This window comes from Lysinibacillus sp. G01H, from assembly GCF_028872195.1.
GTDB lineage: Bacteria > Bacillota > Bacilli > Bacillales_A > Planococcaceae > Lysinibacillus > Lysinibacillus capsici.
In genome coordinates this window covers 2,691,052-2,714,155 of sequence record NZ_CP118397.1, presented here as the reverse complement: position 1 = coordinate 2,714,155, position 23,104 = coordinate 2,691,052, and the positions used below count along the sequence as shown (strand labels likewise).

At 37.2% G+C, this 23,104-nt stretch carries 22 protein-coding genes; 20 read left to right on the top strand and 2 right to left on the bottom strand.

Annotated features, from left to right (window positions below; genetic code table 11):
* Positions 1-3: 3 nt before the first annotated feature.
* The 11 genes from PSR12_RS13890 (at position 4) to PSR12_RS13840 (ending at position 11,396) form a co-directional block, all read left to right on the top strand.
* On the top strand, positions 4-876 hold the full coding sequence (locus tag PSR12_RS13890; RefSeq protein ID WP_004230651.1) for a metal ABC transporter permease: 873 nt from the start codon (positions 4-6) through the stop codon (positions 874-876).
* Entirely contained in the window at positions 873-1,742 is an 870-nt protein-coding gene (locus PSR12_RS13885) for a metal ABC transporter permease (RefSeq protein WP_221680300.1), read from the top strand. Before PSR12_RS13890 ends, PSR12_RS13885 begins: the two co-directional genes overlap by 4 nt.
* Before the next feature lie 222 nt (positions 1,743-1,964).
* Positions 1,965-3,161: an MFS transporter gene (locus PSR12_RS13880; RefSeq protein ID WP_274769393.1), complete on the top strand. Its 1,197-nt coding sequence runs from the start codon at positions 1,965-1,967 to the stop codon at positions 3,159-3,161.
* 146 nt (positions 3,162-3,307) lie between these two features.
* Entirely contained in the window at positions 3,308-3,961 is a 654-nt protein-coding gene (locus PSR12_RS13875) for an ArsR/SmtB family transcription factor (RefSeq protein ID WP_221680302.1), read from the top strand.
* Positions 3,962-4,006: 45 nt separating this feature from the next.
* Positions 4,007-5,272 carry an MFS transporter gene (locus PSR12_RS13870; RefSeq protein WP_221680303.1) on the top strand — a complete coding sequence of 422 codons (1,266 nt, stop codon included), beginning with the start codon at positions 4,007-4,009 and terminating at the stop codon, positions 5,270-5,272.
* A gap of 210 nt (positions 5,273-5,482) precedes the next feature.
* Positions 5,483-5,737 (top strand): P-loop NTPase family protein, encoded by a 255-nt coding sequence (locus PSR12_RS13865; protein ID WP_274769392.1) that lies wholly within the window; start codon positions 5,483-5,485, stop codon positions 5,735-5,737.
* Between the two features lie 519 nt (positions 5,738-6,256).
* The gene (locus tag PSR12_RS13860; protein ID WP_255600892.1) at positions 6,257-7,045 is read left to right on the top strand and encodes a lipid II flippase Amj family protein; all 789 of its coding nucleotides are present in this window, start codon (positions 6,257-6,259) and stop codon (positions 7,043-7,045) included.
* A gap of 149 nt (positions 7,046-7,194) precedes the next feature.
* Positions 7,195-7,869, top strand: a complete 675-nt coding sequence (locus PSR12_RS13855; RefSeq protein ID WP_221680306.1) for a response regulator transcription factor — start codon at positions 7,195-7,197, stop codon at positions 7,867-7,869.
* A complete protein-coding gene (locus PSR12_RS13850) occupies positions 7,866-9,227 on the top strand; it encodes a sensor histidine kinase (RefSeq protein ID WP_274769390.1) in 1,362 nt (453 codons plus the stop codon). Before PSR12_RS13855 ends, PSR12_RS13850 begins: the two co-directional genes overlap by 4 nt.
* A 149-nt stretch (positions 9,228-9,376) precedes the next feature.
* Positions 9,377-10,339 (top strand): alpha/beta fold hydrolase, encoded by a 963-nt coding sequence (locus tag PSR12_RS13845; RefSeq protein WP_274769389.1) that lies wholly within the window; start codon positions 9,377-9,379, stop codon positions 10,337-10,339.
* A gap of 190 nt (positions 10,340-10,529) precedes the next feature.
* Complete coding sequence (locus PSR12_RS13840) at positions 10,530-11,396, top strand: DMT family transporter (RefSeq protein ID WP_263081871.1); 867 nt, start codon at positions 10,530-10,532, stop codon at positions 11,394-11,396.
* A 26-nt stretch (positions 11,397-11,422) separates the two neighbouring features.
* Here PSR12_RS13840 and PSR12_RS13835 read toward each other — a convergent pair whose 3' ends face one another.
* Positions 11,423-12,109 carry an ArsR/SmtB family transcription factor gene (locus PSR12_RS13835; protein ID WP_202341089.1) on the bottom strand — a complete coding sequence of 229 codons (687 nt, stop codon included), beginning with the start codon at positions 12,107-12,109 and terminating at the stop codon, positions 11,423-11,425.
* A gap of 88 nt (positions 12,110-12,197) precedes the next feature.
* On the opposite strand from PSR12_RS13835, the gene PSR12_RS13830 reads away from it, so the two are divergent.
* The 4 genes from PSR12_RS13830 (at position 12,198) to PSR12_RS13815 (ending at position 14,879) form a co-directional block, all read left to right on the top strand.
* The gene (locus PSR12_RS13830) at positions 12,198-12,506 is read left to right on the top strand and encodes an antibiotic biosynthesis monooxygenase family protein (RefSeq protein ID WP_274769387.1); all 309 of its coding nucleotides are present in this window, start codon (positions 12,198-12,200) and stop codon (positions 12,504-12,506) included.
* A 25-nt stretch (positions 12,507-12,531) separates the two neighbouring features.
* Positions 12,532-13,362, top strand: a complete 831-nt coding sequence (locus PSR12_RS13825; RefSeq protein ID WP_221680309.1) for a CbrC family protein — start codon at positions 12,532-12,534, stop codon at positions 13,360-13,362.
* Positions 13,363-13,385: 23 nt separating this feature from the next.
* Positions 13,386-14,495: a PA2928 family protein gene (locus PSR12_RS13820; protein ID WP_274769386.1), complete on the top strand. Its 1,110-nt coding sequence runs from the start codon at positions 13,386-13,388 to the stop codon at positions 14,493-14,495.
* A 93-nt stretch (positions 14,496-14,588) separates the two neighbouring features.
* Positions 14,589-14,879, top strand: coding sequence for a hypothetical protein (locus tag PSR12_RS13815; RefSeq protein ID WP_221680311.1), 291 nt, complete (start codon positions 14,589-14,591; stop codon positions 14,877-14,879).
* Between the two features lie 114 nt (positions 14,880-14,993).
* Here PSR12_RS13815 and rpoN read toward each other — a convergent pair whose 3' ends face one another.
* Entirely contained in the window at positions 14,994-16,313 is a 1,320-nt protein-coding gene (rpoN, locus tag PSR12_RS13810; protein ID WP_274773486.1) for an RNA polymerase factor sigma-54, read from the bottom strand.
* A 508-nt stretch (positions 16,314-16,821) separates the two neighbouring features.
* On the opposite strand from rpoN, the gene PSR12_RS13805 reads away from it, so the two are divergent.
* From PSR12_RS13805 to PSR12_RS13785, 5 genes are all read left to right on the top strand, one after another.
* Entirely contained in the window at positions 16,822-18,213 is a 1,392-nt protein-coding gene (locus PSR12_RS13805; protein WP_274769385.1) for a sigma-54 interaction domain-containing protein, read from the top strand.
* A 320-nt stretch (positions 18,214-18,533) separates the two neighbouring features.
* Complete coding sequence (locus tag PSR12_RS13800) at positions 18,534-19,304, top strand: SDR family NAD(P)-dependent oxidoreductase (protein ID WP_221680314.1); 771 nt, start codon at positions 18,534-18,536, stop codon at positions 19,302-19,304.
* 27 nt (positions 19,305-19,331) lie between these two features.
* A complete protein-coding gene (gcvPA, locus tag PSR12_RS13795; RefSeq protein ID WP_221680315.1) occupies positions 19,332-20,720 on the top strand; it encodes an aminomethyl-transferring glycine dehydrogenase subunit GcvPA in 1,389 nt (462 codons plus the stop codon).
* Positions 20,721-20,742: 22 nt separating this feature from the next.
* Positions 20,743-22,329 carry an aminomethyl-transferring glycine dehydrogenase subunit GcvPB gene (gene gcvPB, locus PSR12_RS13790; RefSeq protein WP_274769384.1) on the top strand — a complete coding sequence of 529 codons (1,587 nt, stop codon included), beginning with the start codon at positions 20,743-20,745 and terminating at the stop codon, positions 22,327-22,329.
* A 13-nt stretch (positions 22,330-22,342) separates the two neighbouring features.
* Complete coding sequence (locus PSR12_RS13785) at positions 22,343-23,089, top strand: SDR family NAD(P)-dependent oxidoreductase (protein ID WP_221680317.1); 747 nt, start codon at positions 22,343-22,345, stop codon at positions 23,087-23,089.
* Positions 23,090-23,104 lie beyond the last annotated feature (15 nt).

The following is a 23,104-nucleotide window of genomic DNA, read 5'->3' as shown; positions in this document are numbered from 1 at the left end:
ATAATGTTAAGCGGTAACTTATTGTGGGTACTGAGTGGAACGATGTTACTTGGCATTGCAGCAGGTATCACAGGCACGTTCTCCTTCTTACAAAAACAAAGTCTAGTTGGGGATGCTGCTGCGCATGCAGCATTACCAGGCATTGCCCTTGCGTTCCTGCTAACAGGTCAAAAGGAATTGCCGATTTTAATGCTAGGAGCGGGCATTACATCTGCATTATCTGTGTATTGTATTCAATGGATTGTGTCATTTTCAAAAATGAAGGCTGACGCTGCCATTGGATTAGTCCTCACTGTATTTTTTGGTGTGGGTGTTGTATTTTTAACAGTGGTCAACCGTAGCCCACTGGGGAATCAGAGCGGTCTGAATAATTTTATCTTCGGTAAAGCAGCGACGATGACCAAGGCAGATTTAATGTGGCTCTTTATTAGTGCAACCATCATTATTGTAGTTAGTCTCTTGCTTTATAAGGAATGGAAGCTACTGATCTTTGATCCTGTTTATGCAAAAGGGATTGGCTTACCGATAGAGGCTTTAAAGGCAACATTAACGGTTTTAATTGTTATGACAATTGTTACAGGTATACAAGCTGTTGGCGTTATTTTAATGTCAGCTCTATTAATTATTCCTGCTGCCAGTGCCAAGCTATGGACAAAAAAATTGAGCACAATGCTCATTTTAAGTGCTGCGATTGGAGGTATCGCTGGCATAACAGGAACCTTTATTAGTGCAATTCGAACAGGGTTATCGACGGGTCCGATAATTGTCTTAGTGGCAGCAGGTATATTCTTTATTTCGTATTTTATAAGTCCAACTGGTCAAATTAGTAAATATCGTAGGAAAATGCAATTTCGAAAGCAGGGTGATGTAAGATGATTGAATTTTGGGTTGTATTCACGGGACTGTTAGTTGGGATAACTTGTGGAATTGCAGGTGTCTTCCTCATCTTGCGTAGAATGTCCATGATTGCAGATGCGATCAGTCATACAGTGCTCTTTGGCATTGTGATGGCTTACCTTATTACCCAAACGTTGAATGGTTTTTGGATGTTGGTAGGTGCTGCGTTTGCAGGAATTTTAACAGCCTATCTTGTGCAATTATTACATTCTTCTGGTATTCAAGAAGACGCAGCGATAGGCGTAGTGTTTACATCTCTGTTTGCAGCAGGTGTTCTCCTTATCACCTTATTTGCAGGCAATGTGCACTTAGATGTTGAGCATGTTTTAATGGGAGAAATTGCTTTTGTTCCTTGGGATAAATGGACATTGCTTGGGCTAGCAATGCCTAAGGCAGTATGGATGCTCTTGCTCGTCCTCGTCATTAATATTGGGTTCCTACTTCTTTTCTTTAAAGAAATGAAGCTTGCGACGTTTGACCCTGTTTATGCAGCAACCATTGGAATTCCCGTTGTCTTTCTTCATTATGGCTTTATGACATCGATTTCGTTTACAACAGTGGCAGCTTTTGATAGTGTAGGGGCCATTTTAGTGGTTGCCATGTTAATTGGACCAGCTGCAACTTCCTATTTAATCAGCAAGACGATTAAGCAAATGTTTGTCTATAGTATGCTCTTTGGAGCTGCTGCTTCCGTCATTGGCTATTATTTAGCGAAATTCTGGGATACCTCTATAGCAGGTATGATGGCGACAACAGTCGGCTTCATTTTTTGCATGACGTTCATCTGTCAAAAAATCGTTGAGCGTAGAAAGAAAGCACTTGTTCATAAACTAGAAACCTCTTAACGAAAAACATCGTTTGATACGCTCATCAAACGATGTTTTTTCTATTGGGGGCAAGTTCAAACTTTTGAATGAGTACTCCTTCTAGGAAAAATAGTATACTCGTTAAGATAAACTAGAAAGAGAAAGTGTAGCATAGCATCTAGCAAATTTTTCTATATTTTTATGTACGAATATTTAAAATTTTGTTACGATAAATTTTATGATAGCAACAAGGAGAACAGCATGTGGAGAAATCGAAACGTATGGATTATTTTATTAGGTGAATTTGTCGTAGGTCTCGGCTTATGGGCTGGCATTATTGGCAATTTAGCCTTTATGCAAGAGGTAGTACCTTCTGACTTTCACAAATCATTAATTATTTCTTGTGGTATTTTAGCAGGCTTAGTCGTTGGTCCAATGGCAGGGCGTATCATTGACCAATCGAAGAAAAAAACGGTTGTCCAGTTGGCGAGTATCGGACGCATCATCAGTGTTTTATTTATGTTTATCGCACTTTATACTAATTCTGTCATTTGGATGATTCTATTTTTAATCACACTGCAAATAGCAGCAGCATTTTATATGCCTGCCTTGCAATCTATTATTCCCATGATTGCGAAGGAACAGGATTTAATTACATTAAATGCTTGGCAAATGAATGCGAGAACCATTTCAAGGATCGTCGGTACAGCCGCTGCCGGATTTATGCTCAGTTTTTTTGAGTTAAAATGGTTATATATTATTTCATTTATTGTCTATTTATGTATGTTTGTCATTACTAGTCTATTGCAATTGGATGAAGCATCTACTGAAACGATGACAAACAAAGAAAAAGGGAATTTTAAAGAAGTGTTACCGATGGTCAAAGAGCATCCAGTCGTCTTGATGACCCTTGTCTTAATGTTAATACCTACATTATTTTTAGGCTCTTTTAATTTAGTAATTATGAAAATAGCTGAAATTCATCAATCTACCACAATTTCAGGATTATTGTATACGGTGGAAGGTCTCGGATTTATGCTTGGTGCAGCTGGTTTAAAAATGATTGCTGACCGTGTACAAATGGGTACTCTGCTTTTTTCATTAGCCTTTATTATCGGCTCAATGGAGCTACTATTATTACTGGCAGATATTCCATTTTTCGCTTTAGTGGCATTTGGCGTTTTTGGCTTTTCAGTTGGCTGTTTTTTCCCAACAACAATGGTAATCTTCCAAAAGCAAGTACCCAAACAGTTCCATGGACGCTTTTTCTCATTCCGCAACATGATTGATTCAGTCGTCTTTCAAGTCGTGCTTTTATCGACAGGCATGATGCTAGATTTAATTGGTTTAAGTGGTATGGGACTTGTTTTCGGAATCATAAGCTTAAGTTTAACCACTACTTTCTTATTTTACGCTAAGAAAAAGAAAGTCGTTATGCATGCACATTCAATCAATTAAAAAGGTAGAACATGTTTCTTTGGAAGCATGTTTTATTTGTGCATAAAAATGTAGATGTGTATCAATCGATTGACAATGGTAAAATAAAACATTATCATTCAACTATTCAATAAATTAATTGAATAGTTGTAAGGGGGTTAGTATTAATGAATGAGCGTAATTTAAAGGATTTGTTATATCAAGAATTCGCTAGGATAGGAAAAAGTTTATCTAGTCCTAAGCGATTGGAGATTCTTGATATACTTTCTCAAGGTCCGAAGTCTGTTGAGGCATTAGCCAAGAACACCGACATGTCAGTTGCGAATGTATCTCAACATTTACAAACACTTTTGAACGCCCGATTAGTAAAATTCACAAAAGAAGGTAATTTTGTTATTTATGAATTAGCAGATGATGTAATTTCTGATTTTTTAACGACATTACATGCATTATCTGAAAAGCAATTGATTCAGGTTCAGCAAATAAAAGAAGCATTTTTTAATGAGCACCTTGGTATAGAGGGAGTAACACTTACCGAGCTTATTACTCGAATGGAAAAGGGGGAGGTTTTATTACTAGATGTTCGTCCAAAAGAAGAGTTTGAAAAAGCACATATTCCTGGAGCTGTTTCGATTCCAATTGAAGAGTTAGAGGAACAACTATCTTCATTGCCAACCCATTTTGACATTGTGGCTTATTGTAGAGGCCCCTACTGCTTATTGTCAGCACAAGCTGTAAAAATGTTGAAAGCAAAAGGCATGAATGCTTTTCGATTAGAAGAGGGCGTTTTAGAATGGCAAAGTTTAACTGAAAATAAATGAAGTGTTTGTAGCTCTGATAAAGATTAATGGAAAGAAGGTTGAAAAATGGTTGAAAAATCTCAAGAGTCAATTGCGTCCTATATTGAGTCACCAGAAAAACTAAAAAACCTATATAGGCGTGTATTGATAGTTGTTAGCTTATCCCAAATTTTTGGTGGAGCTGGACTTGCAGCGGGTATTACTGTAGGCGCTCTACTGGCACAACAAATGCTTGGAACGGATGCCTATGCGGGTGTACCCTCTGCATTATTTACATTAGGCTCTGCGGTTGCGGCTTTCATTGTAGGAAAACTATCACAACGTTATGGTCGCCGCATAGGCTTATCAACGGGTTTTATAGTGGGTGGACTCGGTGCAATAGGTGTAGTTCTTGCTACTTTAATAAATAGTATTGTGTTATTGTTTGCCTCTTTATTAATCTATGGAGCTGGTACGGCAACTAATTTACAGGCACGCTATGCCGGGACAGATTTAGCCAATAATAAGCAACGTGCTACAGCAATCAGTACAACCATGCTTATGACCACGTTTGGAGCTGTTTTAGGTCCAAATTTAGTAGAATGGATGGGAAAAGTGGCCCTGTCTATCGGTATTCCAGCTCTAGCGGGTCCATTTCTATTATCTGCTTTGGCCTTTATTATGGCGGGGCTTGTATTGTTTACTATGTTGCGTCCTGACCCTCTAGAAATAGCGAAAGCCATAGAGGCACATAAGCAAAAAATGAACAAAGAAAATCAAACACCATCCATGCCTATATCAAGCAATAAAAGAGGCCTAGCGGTAGGAGCAACAGTTATGGTCCTAACACAAATTGTCATGGTGGCCATCATGACAATGACACCTGTACATATGAAACATCATGGACATGGATTAGCTGAGGTTGGTATTGTGATAGGGTTTCATGTAGGTGCTATGTATCTGCCATCACTCGTCACAGGTATGCTTGTTGATAAAATCGGACGTACGGCAATGAGTATTGCTTCAGGTATTACGCTGCTGCTCGCGGGCGTAGTGGCTGCATTTGCACCAAGCGATTCCATGGTGTTACTCATTGTGGCACTTTCTTTACTGGGATTAGGTTGGAACTTCGGCTTAATTAGTGGAACTGCTCAAATTGTTGATGCGACGGAGCCTTCTACCCGTGCAAAAACACAGGGGAAAATGGATGTCTTTGTGGCATTGGCAGGTGCATCAGGTGGTGCGCTATCAGGTATGGTAGTAGCGAATTCAAGCTATGCAGTGTTGTCCTTAGCAGGAGGGCTATTGTCGTTAGTATTAATTCCTGTTGTCATTTGGTCTAGAAGAGCCTAAAAAAGAGAAGGAGAAAAAAGGGAATCTCATCATCTTGGACATGGTACCTTTTGATTGCGCAAGATGTTGTCCGACGTGATATGTTAAAGGTGCATTTATCGAGAAGGCAATCTTTCTATTGAATTAATTCGTCAAATCGCAGAGTATGGTAAAGGTCGTTGTGAAGTTGTCATTGTAGAAGGAATATTACATACCAGTCGTTATGGAGCTATGTTAAAAGATTTAATCCACTTCTATGATCAGAAGGCCAATACTTATTATTTTGATTTATCTTTTGAGGAAACCGTTATTCGTCATCATTCTAGCGCTAAAAAGAATGACTTCGGGGAAGATTCTTTACGTGCTTGGTGGAATCCGCATGATTATCTTGGGGTGGATGGAGCAACGCTGCTGACGGCAGAGATGTCTCAGGATGATCGATTAAAATTGATGGTAAAGCAACAAACTTACCCTTTCTTAGGGTAAGTTTTTTCATAGTGTTGAAAAACAAAACCATCAATAGAATTGTTGTAAAAGGTGAAAATGGATTTCCGTGCAGGTTACTTCTTTGGCGAACACAGCTCCGTTTAGAGGTTTACCTGTATCGCTATCCCAGAAGATTCAAGTAGCCTTCCACTCCAACCCATTAAAATGTTTCTTTTTTAGAAAAATTTATCGAATAAAACAAAGGTGTTCACTACTCTTTATGGCGAGGGTAGTCACTCATCACTTCTCACTACTGCCAGTATGAAAGAGGAAAAGACACTTTTGTAGAATGGTTGATTGGAGAGGAGTCAGCAACACAGAGGAGACCCCTAAAGCGAACGCCCTGGAAAGGACACTGGCGGAACGAAATCAAACCCTCGCCTTTTAAAATTGCATTTTCTACCGTTGACATCACATTTTTTCAATTGGAACTATTTTATTGAATAAGCGTTACAATATTAAATCGTTAGAAAGCGAAGAGTAGGTACATATGTGGATTTAATAACAGAAAAATTAATCATGATTGCTTTATTTATTTTAATCATTCATGCGATTGAAACGCTTGCCTATGCCGTACGTTTATCAGGAGCACGTGTCAAATTACTAGCATCGGCTTTATCTCTTTTTAATGTAATGGTCATGGTGTCGAGGTTAGCAAATATGATGCAACAACCATTTACAGGGAGCCTTGTTGATACAGCACCCACGGTTAATGCGATGACATTTGTAGAGCATCAATTTCGACTAATTATTGGAGCGGCTTCGCTTGGAACAATAGTAGGAATCTTACTTATCCCCACCTTTGTAGCCATTTTTTCAAGGGCTATCGTTCATTTGGCTGAGGAAAGAGGTTCAATCCCGTCTTTATTGAAAAAGGGCTTTACATTTGACTATGTAAGACGGGGGATTAAGCATATTCATACACCAAATTTTAGTTATTTAAAAGGCATTCGTCTACAGGATATACCGATTAAATTATTTGTCATCAATATTGTCATTACAGCTATCTATACGATTGGCGTTTTATCTGCATTGTATGCCACATTATTAGTACCAGAATTAAAGACTACTGCTGTTATGGCATCTGGATTAATTAATGGCATTGCAACGATACTATTAATCCTATTTATTGACCCGAAAATATCCATTCTAGCAGATGATGTGATCAATAAGAGAGGAAGCTATCTAGACCTAAAAAGAATGTCTGTTATGATGATGTTTTCCAGATTTTTAGGAACCATTGTGGCACAGTTATTATTGATTCCAGGGGCTCATTACGTTGCATGGTTTGCAAAGCTAATTGCTTGATTAGAACCACTTCCTTTATGTTTTTTTAGGAAGTGGTTTTTTACTTTTAGGACACAGCAATTAATCGTGAGGTGTGGTAGGGGAGAAGTAAAGAAATTATATAGTATAATGTGGGTGAATAATAGATTCGAAAAGAGGGGAACGAATGTATGCCAACGATACTTGTTGCGGATGACGATGCGAACATTCGTGAACTTGTTTGCCTTTTTCTGCGCAAAGACGGGTTCACTACAATGGAGGCAGGAGATGGTAAAGAAGCATTAGCCATCTACGGCTCAGCACCTATTGATCTTGTTGTACTGGATATTATGATGCCAACGATGGATGGCTGGACACTATGTAAGGAGCTCCGCAAAATGAATATGGATCTTCCTCTACTGATGCTGACTGCAAGAGGGGAGACATGGGAAAAAGTGAAGGGCTTTGAGCTTGGAACGGATGATTATTTAACAAAGCCATTTGATCCGTTAGAGCTAACTGTACGTGTAAAGGCACTTTTAAAGCGCTACAGAATTGGCCATTCGCAGACCATTCAACTTGGTCAAGTCACGTTGGACCGTCAGACCTATAAAGTAATGAGAGGAAAAGATGTTATTTCACTACCACTCAAGGAATTTGAATTATTATATAAGCTTGCAGAAACACCTGGACAAGTCTATACAAGAGAACAACTGATCGACCAAATTTGGGGGATTGATTATGTGGGAGATAATCGAACCATCGATGTACATATTAAGCGCCTGCGTGAGCGCTTCAACACCATCACTGATTTTCATATCGATACAATAAGGGGTCTGGGCTATAGGCTTGAGGTTGAGGAATGATTAAATCTTTATATACACGCGTCGTTTTAATCTTTCTAGTTGCTGTCATTGGGGGAACTGTTATCTCTTTTTTCATGGCAACATGGGTATTTAAAGATAAATTAAATGAAAGCTTACAAATTCCCTTACTAAATTTTGGACAAGACATGGTACAAATTTTTGACACATTGCCATATCATGAAGCAGATCGTTTTATACGTGATATGCATCAGCTTGAATCCTATCATATTCGCATTTATGAAGAAACAGGGCAGTTTACGTCTTACGGAAAGCTTCATGGCAATCAGTTAGCCCCTGTAACAATGGAACAAGTACAAGCTGTACTGGATGGAGAGGTCATTCAAGTAATTCCAAGTGGTATTTCATCAATATTTGTCGGCATACCTCTAACAACAGAAATGGGAACTAGAGCGATGTTTATCCAAACGATTTCTTTACCTTCAACCTCTTTTTCCATTAAGTTGATTTTGAATTTTGCTACTTATGCCCTTGTTATTGGAAGCGTTGTGTTTTTAGTTGCAGCGATGTTTTTAGTCAAGCCAATCAAAAAACTAACACAAGCAACTAAACATATTGCTGGTGGTGATTTCAATGTCGAATTAAATATTAAGCAATCGGGGGAGTTAGGTACGTTGGCTAAAAGCTTTGAAGACATGGCGGAGGAGTTACAGCAGCTAGAGCAAATGAGGAGGGATTTTGTATCAAATGTGTCTCATGAGGTGCAATCTCCACTTACCTCCATTTCTGGTTACGCATTAGCACTGAAACAAGTCGATGTAACGGATGACGAGAAACGCCGTTATCTTGATATCATCATTTCAGAGGCCAATCGAATGTCTAAGATGAGTGATAGTCTTTTAAAGCTGAGCTTACTAGAATCAAAGACACAGCCAATGCTTCTCGATACGTTCAGTCTAGATGAACAAATTAGACGTGTCATAGTCTCCCTCCAGCCTCAATGGTCCTCTCGTAATATTGATTTTGAGCTTCAGTTGAAGGCTGTTCGCCTCATGGCTGATTACGATCAATTACATCAGGTATGGACAAATATTCTTACGAATAGTATTAAATTTTCAAATGCTAATGATACGATTGAGATCAGCATGAAGCAAAGTGCAAATCATGTGACAGTCCGAATAGCGGATAGAGGCATTGGGATTTCTTTAGAGAATCAGCAACGTATATTCGAACGGTTTTTCAAGGCTGATCGTTCCCATAGTCATAAGTATGAAGGCAGTGGGATGGGGCTTGCTATCGTAAAGCAAATCGTCTCGCTACATCGAGGAGAAATTGAAGTCGAGAGTGAGCTTGGATACGGGACGACAATGATTGTCAGATTACCTATCACCTTAAATTAAAGAGAGAATGTTTGTCGTAACATTTTTTTTGTTGTTCATCTTGTGTTCATCTTGTCGTCATGCGTAAGACATCTCTCTCCTTTATAGTAACACTAACAGCTCAAAAGTAGCTGGAATAATCGTAGTAAAGGAGGGAGGCACGAGTAAAGGTGAATCCCCCTCGTGCATTAAACATGAAAAAATTTATGCGTGTTTTACTGAAATCAATGGCAGTCCTAGGTGTAACAATTGTGGGATTACTTCTCATTGTTTTTACAATAAACATTATTTGCAACAAAATAGAGCAAGGAAAAATAGAACCCTATGGTCAGCTCGTCTCCGTTAATGGGGAAAAGATGAATGTCACTATTCAAGGAAAGGGTACTGAAACCATCGTATTACTACCAGGCTTTGGGACTGCAGCACCGACGCTTGATTTTAAGCCATTGATAGATGAACTAGCTCCCTATTATAAGATCGTCTCAATAGAGCCATTTGGCTATGGCTTAAGTGAGGATACAGCTAAAGAACGAAGCACAGAGAATATTGTTAGTGAAATTCATGAAGCTTTACAGGAGTTAAAGATTGATCGGTATATGCTAATGGGCCATTCGATAGCAGGCATCTATGGACTCGATTATGTTAATAAATATCCGAATGAGGTAACTGGATTTGTCGGAATTGATAGCAGTGTCCCTACACAGGATGGTATGGACACGAAGTTTCCAATCAAGTCGTTACAACTTCTAAAAAAATCAGGGATTGCAAGAATTCTTATAAAATTTTCAGATGATCCCTATGCAGGTTTTCCGTATGATGATGACACAAAAGAGCAAATTAGGATGATTACACTCAAAAACTTTTATAATACAAGTACTTCAAATGAATTAGAATATATAAGCGAAAATTTTACAGCAGCAAAAAATCTTACATTCCCTAAAGATTTACCGCTTCTCTTATTTGTCCAAGCAAAAAGTGGTGGAGTTGAAAAGAACTGGATACCGCTTCATGAAGAACAAGTCAAACATTCAGTTTATGGCAAAGTAATCACATTGGATGGGGATCATTACTTACACCATACAAAATCGCAGGACATCGCAGACAACGTCAGATCGTTTATGCAAAATAAATAATCCATAGTATCTTACCTCTTTGCTTTTGGAGGTAAGATTTTTTAAAGACTATTCCTTTCATTAATTTCTTCCTAAGGAAAGCTTATAAAATTTTTCAATCGAGTTGTAATCCATACTTCGATGAGTATTGAAATACTTCCTGATTATAATGGACGTAGAACAATTATTCTATCAGGTAAGGAGCTATTGGATGAAAAATTATCAATTTATTGCTTTATTAGTAGTAACGACCTTTTTAATGGGTTCATCATTTGCCATTGTTAAATTAGGCTTACCGTATGCCTCGCCTTTATTATTGGCTGCACTTCGTTTTATATTGGCTGGTATAATCATGGCGATCGTTGTTATCATCTTGAAGAGACCCCATCCTATTACAAGGAGGGAGTGGTTCAAGTTATGCATGATCGGGCTCTTTCAAACGGCAGGTGTGATGGGGTGTATTTTTTTAAGTCTACGCACCATCACGGCAAGTGAGTCTTCTATTTTAACATTTACAAACCCATTACTGGTTGTGATTTTTGCCACCATTTTCATGAAAGTGCGCTACCGTTTCTATCAATGGATAGGGGTTTTATTTGGCTTAATCGGGGTGATGATTACGATGGGGGCACAAGTTGATTTGAAAGTAGGGATCCTTTTTGGCTTGCTATCAGCTATTTTTTGGGCTACTGCCACCCTGTTAGTGAAAAAATGGGGCGTGTTATTTGATACGTGGGTTTTATCTGCTTATCAGATGCTGTTTGGTGGCTTACTATTATTAATAGGAAGTTTATTGTTAGAACAGCCATTTTTTATTGTGAACCCACAATCGTTATTTATTCTATTGTGGCTTAGTATTTTTTCCTCCATCATTCAATTTGCAGGGTGGTATTATCTTCTGCAAAATAGTGATCCAGGGAAAACAAGTGCCTATTTATTTTTAGCTCCTTTTTTTGGCGTATTAACAGGCTGGGTGTTATTGGATGAACCGTTAAAACCATCACTAATGGTTGGCGGCTTACTCATCATCATGGGCATTTATTTAGTAAACCGTACTTTTAGTAGAGAAAAGGGCTAGGAGATAACTCCGTGCCCTTTCCTATTTTACAAATCTAAATGAAAGATCTCTTTAAAGCCTATTTTCCCTTTCTCCGTCACTTTAATGGCGCGAATAGAGGGAACGCGTAAAAGCCAACCAAGGTTGAAAAATTGATTTAATAGCTCACAGCCTAATGCACCAGCTAAATGATAACGCCGTTCACTCCAATCTAAACAGGCATGAGAAAAGGATCGTCGTTTTCTCTTTAAAGCAGTTAAATCGATTCCGAATGTCGTAAAAAATAATGTGCCCTCATCTGTCAGGACAAATTGTTTACCCTCCAATGTAAGATAGCCTGCCTTCAGCATTGATTCCGTTAATTGGACACCCAATTTACCAGCAAGGTGATCATAGCAAGTTCTAGCATCCTGTAATAACTTGATTTGGCTCGATTGCTTTAATGAACGTACTTCAGGTGGTGGAGAGATGGCTAGGAATGACTCTAAAAAATGAGCAATGTCCTCACCAGCCAATTGAAAATAACGATGACGGCCCTGTTTTTCAACTTTTATCAGCTTTCCTTCTACTAATTTAGCAAGATGAAAGCTAGCAGTTTGTGGTTTGATGGCAGCCATATAAGCTAGTTCACTAGCCGTATGAAAACGACCGTCCATCATACTAGCAAGTATGGTTGCCCTTGATGTTTCACCAAGAAGTGCCGCTATTTCTGCCATGTTTGGATTAATTCCCATTCTGTCACAATCCTTTCAGTGTCCTATATTTAGATTTTAGTCAAAGTCATTATGGTTTACAATAAAAGTAATGGAGGAGGAGAAATAAATGGAAACATATTATGCAGTGATTTTTACATCGCAAAGAACTGAGCAAGATGGGGATGGCTATGGCAAGATGGCTGACCTAATCGATGCCTTAGCACAGCAACAGCCTGGCTTCATTCGTGTTGAAAGTGTTAGAAATGAGGAAGGAAAGGGCATAACAGTGTCTTATTGGGAATCGCTAGAGGCTATCCAAGCATGGAAAGACAATACTAAGCATTTAACAGCACAACAATTGGGTAAAGACAAATGGTACGCAAACTATAAAGTGGAAATCTGCCAACTGATAAAAGATTATTCATTTGCCAAATAGCAAGTGAGAAGGAGGCTTATTTTTTATGACGATTGTGGAAGAATGGCACGAACTAAGACAAAAATTTAATCCTTCCAATCCGATAACCATTAATCAAATGCATATTTTTAAAGATCAATTAAAGCAGGTTCAACAAACAGAAGAAACATTAAGGATATTAGTAGAGGTTTACTGTTTACTTAGGATGTATCCTGAGGCATATCAGTTATTTACTGTCATTATGAATAAAGACGATAAAAAGGATCTGAAAAAATATGGCGTTCTCCAGACCTACATAGATAAACCAATTACGGTGAATCCTCTGCTACCAAGAAAAATTAGAGACCATCAGCAACTTAAAACGAAAATTCCAACGTTTAAATATCTACCAAACCCTCTTGAGGCTGAAATTTTTGAAACAGATGAAATCGTTGTATGTGATTGTTGCGAGCAAGAAGTGGATGTTTATTATACTGGTGGTATTTATGCAATTGAGGACGTAGATTATCTTTGTCCTTCCTGCATCCATAGCGGGGAAGCAGCTCAAAAATATGATGGTTCTTTCCAGCAAGACTTAATGGATGATGAACAGGTTACGAATCCCAAGTTTGCGGAGGAAGTGCTCTTTCGGACGCCTGGCTATGTAAGCTGGCAGGGCAATAATTGGGTGGCACATTGCTCTGACTATTGTGCGTTTATCGGCTATGTTGGTTGGCGTGATTTAGTAGAGCTAGGAATTGAGGATCAATTTGATAATTATACCGGCTTTTCAAAAGAAGAACTTTCCGCATCCTTAATGAACAATGGGCATCATCAAGGATATTTATTTCAATGCTTGGAATGTGACCGTTATGTGCTTTATTCAGATTTTAGTTAATCGTTGTTTGAGGGGGTAGAGAAGTGGAACAATTTCTACAACGATATATCTATTCATGGCGTTTAAATGGTTGGCTCACCCACGATATTTTTTTCTGGATCGTGCTAGGCATAGGATTTTTACTGTTAATGTTTATCGTCATGAAACGAAAACGACTCGTTACTTCTAGCATTTTGCTCATTGCTTTTTTATTGGTCAGTAACCTATTAATGATTGTTTTTGGCTTAGCGGGGAGAGGCTTTCCCATCAAATCAGATTCTCCGATTTATACGGATGATTCACAAAGCATTGCTGTTCAAATGGTGCAAGGCTCAGAAAATAATGGGACATCGAATGGTATTACACATGTAATCGCGCACCATCTCCTAGTAGCTGTGAATTTACAAACAGGTGAAAAGCAATGGACAAAATCAGCTTCCTATAAAGAAACACTGCTCGGGGAATTTATGGGTGGTGTTCTTGTCCATCATCGTGATGATGAATTTGGTCAATTATCACTGGTAGATATGGAAACAGGCAAAGAAATACTTTCTGAAAAAGATTTTCGAACGCACCATCCGTCATTAATAGCGATATTGAGCAATAACGCACATCAAATGGCTGTCCTAGAGAACAATTTATATTTGGAAGGGGTCGATGGCAAATTCTATCGCTTTGATGGTAAAACATTAAGTGAGGATGCGAAGGCTCAAGATTACCTATCTGCCCGTTTTTTCATCGAGACAGAGTTGCCAGGATATTTTGCCACACATCCACAGCCTGTAGAGAATTATCAGGGTATTCGAGATTTTAGTCAAGCTGTCCTAACTGAGCCAGCCATTCGAGCCTATGAAAATTTACAACCAAAAGTGGTGGATGTAGATATCATAGAAAAAACGGCTCTTGTTTCATATAGGCAAACACAGCGAGAAAGTGCTGAACACATGTTATTGCTCTATGATATGAACAAACATCAAATATTGTGGGAAAGCAATATTGGCATCATTAATTCCCAGCAGCAACAGCCCGCTGTACGGACTTTAGAGAATAGCTATGTTATTCAAGCTGGTGATAAATTACTGGTATTGGACAAACAAATGAAAAAGAGGTCTGTTCACTATCATCTACGTTGGAATCGTCCTATTGATGAGTGAAATCTACTGGAAAAATCGTTCTTTTTTTGATTCGCCAAAAAAGGAGTATAATTTAATAGGAAGAAACTCTGATTAAAAGGACGGCATGCGAATATGGATGAGCAATTAGTAGAGTGGATTATACGCTTTCAAAGGGACAAGGATATGGAAGCACTGGCCCATTTAAAAGATTATTGTTATGAGATGATCGAGCCTTTGATGGAAGAATTTACGATGAAGTATGGCGAAGAAGCAGGAGAGTTATTACGCCTAAAGTGGGATAAACGATTTTATTTTATATTTACAAAATATCAAGTGAATGTAGGGCTACCCCTAGAGACATTTGTAAAAAATACGTATCGTTTTTATTTCATGCAGGTGTTACAAAAGGCTGGTTATAAGTAATCGAAAAAACCCTTCATTTGGGAACTGACAGTCGTTTTTGAGACAGTCAATCCCATAATGAAGGGTATTTATTTTGTCTTTAACCTCTTAATAAGTAACTGATAATAAAGTTTTTTATAAATAAATGCGTTTAGATGAATTGGCTATGTTCAATTCTTTACGATATTTTGAAACTGTGCGTCGTGAAATTCGAATACCCTCAGTTTCTAATTTTTCAGTTAGTTGTTGATCTGATAAAGGAGTTTTTCTATTCTCATTTTCTACCAATTTTTTAATGCGACTTTTTATATAGGACACAGAATCAAGCTTTCCTGAATCGTTGATAATTCCTTTTGTAAATAAAGACTGGAGTGCAAAGATTCCATGTGCTGTACGGATAAATTTATTTTTAACCGCACGACTTATGGTGGATTCATGCATATTTAATGCTTGTGCAACATCTTTTAAACGCATAGGAGATAAGGCTTTTATTCCATGTTCAAAGAATGAAGCTTGTAAATCAAGCAGTAATCGTGTCAGGCTGTATAAAGTTTTATCACGTTGAGCTATTCCTTGTGTTAAAGCTATAATATCGTTCATGCATTGTTGGTAATAGGCATAATCTTCAACGGACTCTTTTAATAGATCTACGTAATCTTGATTAATTTCTATTTTAGGTAAAAACCGATTATTTAGTTCTATTATCCATTCCCCATTCAATTTGCTAATGATTATATCAGGTATAATATACACGCTAGTAGCATTATTATCCAATGAAGCTGGAATGGGTTTTAGGTTTCGTATATATTGTATTGTTCTTTGAGTTTCTTCTATTGAAATGTCGTAAGTTGTACTTAACAATTTAATTGATAAATTAGCTACTTGTTCTAAATGATGTTGAATGAATGGAGCTGCAAATGGTGGGGCCTCTATATCATTGTAAATTTGAATTAATAAATATTCTTTCATATTTCTAACGCCAACGCCAAGAGGTTCGAATGTTTGTAATAGATCTAACAGTGTATTTATATGGTCTAAAGAGATGTTAAATGATTTAGCAACTTTGGATAAATCTACATTTAAAAATAGATGTTCATCGAGGTTATGTATGAAATATTTTAAAATTTCTCTGTCGTGTTGTGTAAGACTTAGATGTAAAGGTATTTGATCGAGTAGTTGGGTAATATATGAATGTTGCTGTGTTAGCCGAGTTTGAATGAAATCATACTGTTGCTTTTGCTTAGGTTGAATACCTTTTATAGACATTGTGGCAAGGTCTACAATATCCTTTGTGTGATTCATGTTTTTCTCAATAACAGTTAATAGTGGATTTTCATTTGATTTCTCATAAATATGTTGTTCTAATTCGGAGCTGGAGTATTGTAGTAGTTCCAATTGATGAATGAGTTCAGTTGTCAACGTTTGAGTAATTTGTTGTGAGACGTTTAAATTCATTTTCAAGGGAATCACCTCATTTTCTCTATGTAATGTTATTATTATCTAATCTACAAATTTTGTCTATATTGGATCAGATATTTAGTAAAAAAACATAATGCTTAAAGGTAACTAGTTCTTACAATGAGTAGGAAAGCAGATAAAGATAAATAGCTGTTGTTGAATGAGATAAACTTCTAATTTAGAGGATGATATAGAATATAGACATAGTTATAAATGTTAGCTACCCAGTCATGGAATGCCCCATTTAAAGTTAGATATTCTGTTTAACTTTTATGGGGCAATTCAATTTTGCATGGCTTTTTTCATGCTCTATAATCCTTGAAGAAAATTATAAAGGTAAGATGTAACTTTTGGCGAATTAAAAAAGATAAGATAATTAAACTTCCGTAAAAGGTGTAATTCTCATAAAACCTAATCCATTAACTATTTTATGGACTATTACGAGCTATTTTCACTATAAACAAATTGGCTATATTACTTTTTCGATTTTTGTGGGGGGAATATCATGTTGAATGCCGAAAAATTAGTGCAATCTATGCTGGATGCCTTTGGTGAACTATTACAATTGGAAATGGCCTATTTCACTTCGAATGGTGAAGTTTTTATAGCAACGGAAGAATATAGAAAGCAAAAAGGGATACAGGTACACCTTCCGTTCTTTCAGAAGTATTATTCTAAATCTGTTCAATATTTACAAAAACCTGGTCAAATGAAAGTGTGTTCTGGTTGTAGGTTCCAAAATAACTGTCCATCTAAAGTGGAAATGCTAATGAATTTAGTAAAAGGAGATCGTCACTTCGGATATTTGACATTTGTCAGTTTTACAGATGAGGGGGAGAAAAAATTTTCATCTGAGCCGAAGGAATATCAGTATTGGTTAGCTCGGTTGGGAGATATGATTATGAATGCCCTGAACAACGAAGGATCCTATTTATTGCTTGAACATAAAAAAGGATTTGATACGAAATATGTATTAGGCAACGCACCTCACTTACAACTTATAAAGAGTAAGTTAAGTAGTATTGCAAATAGCCCATCTTCAATTGTCATAACAGGAGAGACGGGAACAGGGAAAAGTTTATTAGCGAAATATATTCATTCAAATAGCATTACACACAAAGGGAAATTTATAGAGTTGAATTGTGCAAGCATTCCAGAAAACTTGTTTGAAAGCGAGTTATTTGGCTATGATGAAGGGGCGTTTACAGGGGCTAGAAGAAAAGGGAAAATGGGCTATTTTGAAGTAGCAGATAAAGGTACTTTATTCCTCGATGAAATTACAGAATTACCATTACATTTACAAGCGAAGCTATTAACAGTTTTGCAAGATGGGCTTATTTATAGAGTCGGAGCAATTGAGCCTAGAAAAGTAAATGTCAGGATTATTGCTGCGACAAATAAACCTTTAGAAGATATGGTGAGAAAAGGTGAGTTCCGTTCGGATTTATATTATCGACTAAATGTGATCCCTTTAACATTACCTCCTTTAAAAGAAAGAACAGATGAAATAGAATATTTGATTGTAAAGTTACTTGAAAAGATTCAGCATAAAACAGGGAAATTTATTAAAGATTTTTCGCAGGAATTTTTGGAGGAATTGAAATTATACTCTTGGCCAGGGAACATAAGAGAGTTAGAAAATGTATTAGAGTACAGTATGGTAATGGAGAATTCCTTACAATTAACAAGGGAAAGCTTACCGAAATATATCATCGAGAATAATCAAGCACAAAATCTTTATAGCAATTCTAATATATTGAAAGATACAGAAATGGAGGTCATTTACCAAATGCTCTCTATATATGGAAATGACACTGCTGGAAAAGAACGTGTTGCTGAAGAATTAGGCATAAGTACAAGAACGCTTTATAGAAAACTAAAAAGTGTAAATTTATAGTTTAAGTTTGACACAAATACCTTGCTTTTAGAGATTTTTAAATTTCTCAACTCCTTAATGGGGAATTTAAAATGAACTTCCTAGGTATTTGTGTTTTTTTATGGCTGATTTTAATGACAAAAGTGACAACGGAATTGACAAATATGGCAAAAGGAAATTTAGTATATTGCTGAATCTTTTACGATACATATTTTGAAAACCCTTTAACATCAGAAATTTCTGATATTTTGTAGATTAAAATGGTAAATGGATTTGTGTTTCTACACTTGGCACGTATTTTGCTAGATATATAGTAAGCAAAGGAAAGGAGGAAGATTTATTTGGTAGATTATTTTGAATTGGAAGGTAAGGTGGCTGTGATTACGGGAGGTGCCTCAGGAATTGGCCTTGCAACAGCTAAATTATTAAGTGAGTTGGGAACTAAAACTGTGATTTTAGATATTGATCAACAAAAAGGTAAGGATACAGAAAAAAGCTTTCAAGAAGCTGGTTTAGATGTTGAGTTTTTAAAATGTGATGTAACGAATACACAAGATTGCAAAAGTGTGGCTGATTCTATACAGAAGAGATATGGAAAAGTAGATGTGCTTTTTAATAATGCAGGCATTATCCGTAGAAAAACGGTAGTGGATTTAGAGGAAGCGGATTGGGATGCGGTGATTAATGTTTCTCTAAAAGGGGTCTATCTACTTTCGAAATACTTAATCCCACTCATGAGAGGAAATGGTGGCAGTATCATTAATACTGGTTCTGGGTGGGGAATCAAAGGTGGAGACAAAGCTGCATCTTACTGTGCTGCAAAAGCAGGGGTTGTAAATTTAACAAAGGCTATGGCTATTGATCATGGTCCAGAAAATATTCGCGTAAATTGCATTTGTCCTGGAGATACAGATACGCCATTACTTCGTGGAGAAGCAAAACAATTAAATATAGATGAATCAAGTTTCTTACGTAGTTCAGCTGTTGATAGACCGTTAGCAAGATTAGGAACACCTGAAGATATTGCTAAAGGGGTACTATTCTTGGCAAGTAATTTATCTGCTTGGGTTACGGGAACGACATTAACAGTTGATGGTGGCGGCTTAGCCTAAAAATAATTATAGAGGGAGGCAAATTAAATGAGTAAAAAGGTCCATCCATATATCCCCAATATGGTATCTGAGGTAAAGCAAGAAATGTTAGATGAAATTGGTGTTCAATCCGTTGAGGAACTTTATTCGTGTATTCCAGAGGATTTACATTTTAAAGGTACCATGAATATTCCAAAAGCTTTAAATGAATTAGAGTTACGACGCCATATTGAGGGTCTTTTAAATAAAAATATAAGTACCAATGAATATATTAATTTTCTAGGAGCTGGTTGCTGGCAACACTTCATACCAGCCGTATGTGATGAAGTGAATCAACGTGCAGAGTTTTTAACAGCTTATGCAGGAGAGCCTTATGAGGATCATGGACGCTTTCAAGCATTATTTGAATATCAAAGCTTAATGGCGGAGCTTGTGGATATGGAAGTAGTGAATGTTCCTACATTCGATTGGGCCCAAGCTGCATCTACATCGATTCGTATGGCGAGTCGGATTACAAAGCGTACGAAAATATTACTTGCTAATACACTTTCTCCCGAACGCAGAAAAGTTATTACAAACTATGGTACACCACAGTTATCATTTGAAGGAATAAAATTCAATCTTAATACAGGATTAATGGACTTAGCCGATTTAGAAGAAAAGTTGTCAAATGAAGTTGCAGCTATTTACTTTGAAAATCCATCCTATTTAGGTTTTATCGAGTCGCAAGGTCAGGAAATTTCACAACTTGCTAAAAAATATGACGTACTTATGATAGTAGGAGTTGATCCAAGTTCCCTAGGGGTATTGGCACCACCAAGTCAATATGGAGCCGATATCGTATGTGGAGATCTTCAACCATTAGGTATGCACATGAATTATAGTGGAGGGCAAGCTGGATTTATTGCAACATATAATGATCCAAAATTTGTTAATGAATATCCATCACGATTGTTCGGTATTATTCCGACTGTAAAGAAAGGTGAATATGGTTTTGGTGACATTGCCTATGATCGTACGTCCTTTGCAGATAGAGAAAACGGTAAGGAGTCTGTAGGCACACAAACAGCTCTTTGGGGAATTACAGCAGGTGTGTATTTATCATTAATGGGGCCAAATGGCATGTACGAGTTAGGTCAAGCCATTATGCAAAACAGTCAGTATGCAGTAATGCAATTGAATTCTATTAACAATATTCGGGGTTCAAGAATTACCTCTCCATTTTTCAAAGAGTTCATTATAGATTTTAACGATACAGGATTAACAGTAGAAGAAATCAATTCACGGTTACTTGAGCAAAAAATCTTCGGTGGTAAAGACTTATCGTTGGAATTTCCTGAATACGGTCAAACAGCACTTTATTGTGTAACTGAAGTTCACACTAAAGAGGATATTGATAAGTTAGTCAATGCTTTATCTACAATTGTTGGATATTAAATAGGGAGAAAGGAGTTTTAACGTGGATAAGATTCTAAGAGAGAATGTAAATAAAGATTTTCATCAAGCTAAATGGAATGAACCTATCATTTTTGAGTTACATCAATCAGGAGAAGTCGGAGTAGAAGTACCGCAACCTTCAAATGAGATTGTAGAAGCAGTCGGGGATGGTATTTCATCCTTACCTCAGAAAATGAAAAGAACAAATAAACCGAATTTACCAGAAATAGGTCAAGCACGTGTGTTACGACATTATGTAAGGCTATCGCAAGAAACATTAGGCTCTGATTTTAATGTTGAAATTGGACAAGGCACTTGTACGATGAAGTATATTCCAAAAATTAATGAATTGCTTATTCGTAATCCTAAAATAATGGAATTACATCCTTTACAAGAGGGAAGTACTGTCCAAGGAATGCTAGAAATCATTCACAATTTGGACTTAGCGATGCGTGAGATTTCGGGGATGGATTGTTTCTCTTTCCAACCAAGTGGGGGTACACAAGCATTGTTTGCTATGGCATCGATTGTGCGCAAATATTTTGAAGTAAAAGGTGAGGCAGATCAACGTAATGAAATTATTACAACCATCTTCTCACACCCTTCTCAAGCAGCAACCGCAGTAGTCAAAGGTTATAAAATAATAACTATTCATCCAGATGAAAATGGTTTTCCGGATATTAATAAATTGAAAGAAGTTGTATCCGAAAGAACAGCTGGTTTTGTTGTAGCTAACCCTGAAGATACAGGGATTTATAATTCTAAAATTAAAGAATTTACGAAAATAGTGCATGATGTTGGTGGAATTTGTTATTACGATCAGGCAAATGCCAATGGACTGTTAGGAATCACACGTGCAAGAGAAGCAGGTTTTGACATGTGTTTTTTCAATCTACACAAAACATTTGCAGCACCTCACATGTGTGGAGGACCAGCAACAGGGGCTCTTGGGGTCACAGAAGAATTAAAGCCTTATTTGCCAGGCCCAATTGTTGAAAAAGAGGGAGACCAATATGTGTTAAATGATCAATTAGAGCATTCGATTGGAAAAGTACGATCATTCCATGGGGTAGCTCAAACGATTTTGCGTTCTTATGCTTGGATTAGGGCATTAGGCACAGATGGACTTAAAGCTGTGGCAGAAACAGCCGTATTAAATAACAATTATCTGTATAGTAAAGTATCAAAAATTCGAGGTGTAAGTGTGCCATATATACAAGGGCAACGATTAGAGCAAGTTCGTTATAGTTGGGAGCAGTTGGAGAAAGAAACAGGTGTTACAACAGAGGATGTACAGCGCCGAATGACTGACTTTGGTTTACATTACTGGACTAGTCATCATCCGTATATTGTTCCGCAACCATTTACACTTGAACCAACAGAATCTTATTCTAAGGCAGATTTAGATGAATACATTCAAGCGCTTGAGCAGATTTCTAAAGAAGCGTACGAAACGCCAGAAATTGTTAAAGCAGCACCGCAAAATAGCACAATTCATCAGTTAATTGAAGCAGACTATTTAGATGAGCCTTCTAAATGGTGTATTTCATGGAGGGTATATCTACAAAAGGTGAAAAATAAAAAGGATGTATTAATTAATAACCATTAGGGGGGGTGTTTGAATGAGAACCAATCATAGAAGTTTAAAAAATAAGAGAGTAGTTATTACAGGAGGTGCTAGTGGTATAGGATTAGCCACCGCACAACGTTTTATAGAAGAAGAATCTATAGTGGCTATTTTAGATATTAATAATGAGGGTATTGAACAGTCGATAAAAGAAAATCCCGGAATTGCTAAAGGCTATGTAGTAGATGTTAGTAATCCTGAAAATGTAAACGCTGTTTTTGAGAATATAAAGAGGGATTTAGGTGGTGTAGATGTTTTTATTGCGAATGCAGGTATTAGCATTCGCAATAAGTTTCTTGATATTAGTCCTGAACAATGGAGTAAAGTATTAAACATTAATCTTAACGGTGTATTTTATACTTCACAAGCAGCCGCAAAAATGATGGTGGAGCAGGGCAAGGGTGTCATACTTATGACAGCGTCTACAAATGGAGTGACAGGACATCCATTCTATGCTGACTACAATGCTTCAAAAGCAGGGGTTAATCTTTTAGCACGAACAATGGCATTGGAGCTTGCTCCAAATATCCGAGTTAATACGATATGTCCTGGATACGTACTAACCCCTATGCAAATGGCTGAGTATACACCAGATATGTTGGAAGTTGTAAATGAAGGTATCCCTCTGAAACGACATGCAGATCCTAAGGAAGTCGGAGCATTATATGCTTTCCTTGCTTCGGATGAGTCATCTTATATTACCGGACAAACAATTGCTATTGATGGTGGAGAGCTAGCTTAATTAAATGGAAGGGGT

What these genes read in the sequence shown, in the direction of transcription:
- PSR12_RS13875 (WP_221680302.1), top strand. Translation starts at nt 3,308, where the DNA reads ATGAATGAGCGTAATTTAAAGGATTTGTTATATCAAGAATTCGCTAGG.
- PSR12_RS13805 (WP_274769385.1), top strand. Translation starts at nt 16,822, where the DNA reads ATGTTGAATGCCGAAAAATTAGTGCAATCTATGCTGGATGCCTTTGGT.
- PSR12_RS13840 (WP_263081871.1), top strand. Translation starts at nt 10,530, where the DNA reads ATGAAAAATTATCAATTTATTGCTTTATTAGTAGTAACGACCTTTTTA.
- PSR12_RS13815 (WP_221680311.1), top strand. Translation starts at nt 14,589, where the DNA reads ATGGATGAGCAATTAGTAGAGTGGATTATACGCTTTCAAAGGGACAAG.
- PSR12_RS13830 (WP_274769387.1), top strand. Translation starts at nt 12,198, where the DNA reads ATGGAAACATATTATGCAGTGATTTTTACATCGCAAAGAACTGAGCAA.
- gcvPA (WP_221680315.1), top strand. Translation starts at nt 19,332, where the DNA reads ATGAGTAAAAAGGTCCATCCATATATCCCCAATATGGTATCTGAGGTA.
- PSR12_RS13885 (WP_221680300.1), top strand. Translation starts at nt 873, where the DNA reads ATGATTGAATTTTGGGTTGTATTCACGGGACTGTTAGTTGGGATAACT.
- PSR12_RS13865 (WP_274769392.1), top strand. Translation starts at nt 5,483, where the DNA reads ATGTTAAAAGATTTAATCCACTTCTATGATCAGAAGGCCAATACTTAT.
- rpoN (WP_274773486.1), bottom strand. Translation starts at nt 16,313, where the DNA reads ATGAATTTAAACGTCTCACAACAAATTACTCAAACGTTGACAACTGAA.
- PSR12_RS13855 (WP_221680306.1), top strand. Translation starts at nt 7,195, where the DNA reads ATGCCAACGATACTTGTTGCGGATGACGATGCGAACATTCGTGAACTT.
- PSR12_RS13785 (WP_221680317.1), top strand. Translation starts at nt 22,343, where the DNA reads ATGAGAACCAATCATAGAAGTTTAAAAAATAAGAGAGTAGTTATTACA.
- PSR12_RS13850 (WP_274769390.1), top strand. Translation starts at nt 7,866, where the DNA reads ATGATTAAATCTTTATATACACGCGTCGTTTTAATCTTTCTAGTTGCT.
- PSR12_RS13890 (WP_004230651.1), top strand. Translation starts at nt 4, where the DNA reads ATGTTAAGCGGTAACTTATTGTGGGTACTGAGTGGAACGATGTTACTT.
- PSR12_RS13870 (WP_221680303.1), top strand. Translation starts at nt 4,007, where the DNA reads ATGGTTGAAAAATCTCAAGAGTCAATTGCGTCCTATATTGAGTCACCA.
- PSR12_RS13860 (WP_255600892.1), top strand. Translation starts at nt 6,257, where the DNA reads ATGATTGCTTTATTTATTTTAATCATTCATGCGATTGAAACGCTTGCC.
- PSR12_RS13880 (WP_274769393.1), top strand. Translation starts at nt 1,965, where the DNA reads ATGTGGAGAAATCGAAACGTATGGATTATTTTATTAGGTGAATTTGTC.
- PSR12_RS13835 (WP_202341089.1), bottom strand. Translation starts at nt 12,109, where the DNA reads ATGGGAATTAATCCAAACATGGCAGAAATAGCGGCACTTCTTGGTGAA.
- PSR12_RS13825 (WP_221680309.1), top strand. Translation starts at nt 12,532, where the DNA reads ATGACGATTGTGGAAGAATGGCACGAACTAAGACAAAAATTTAATCCT.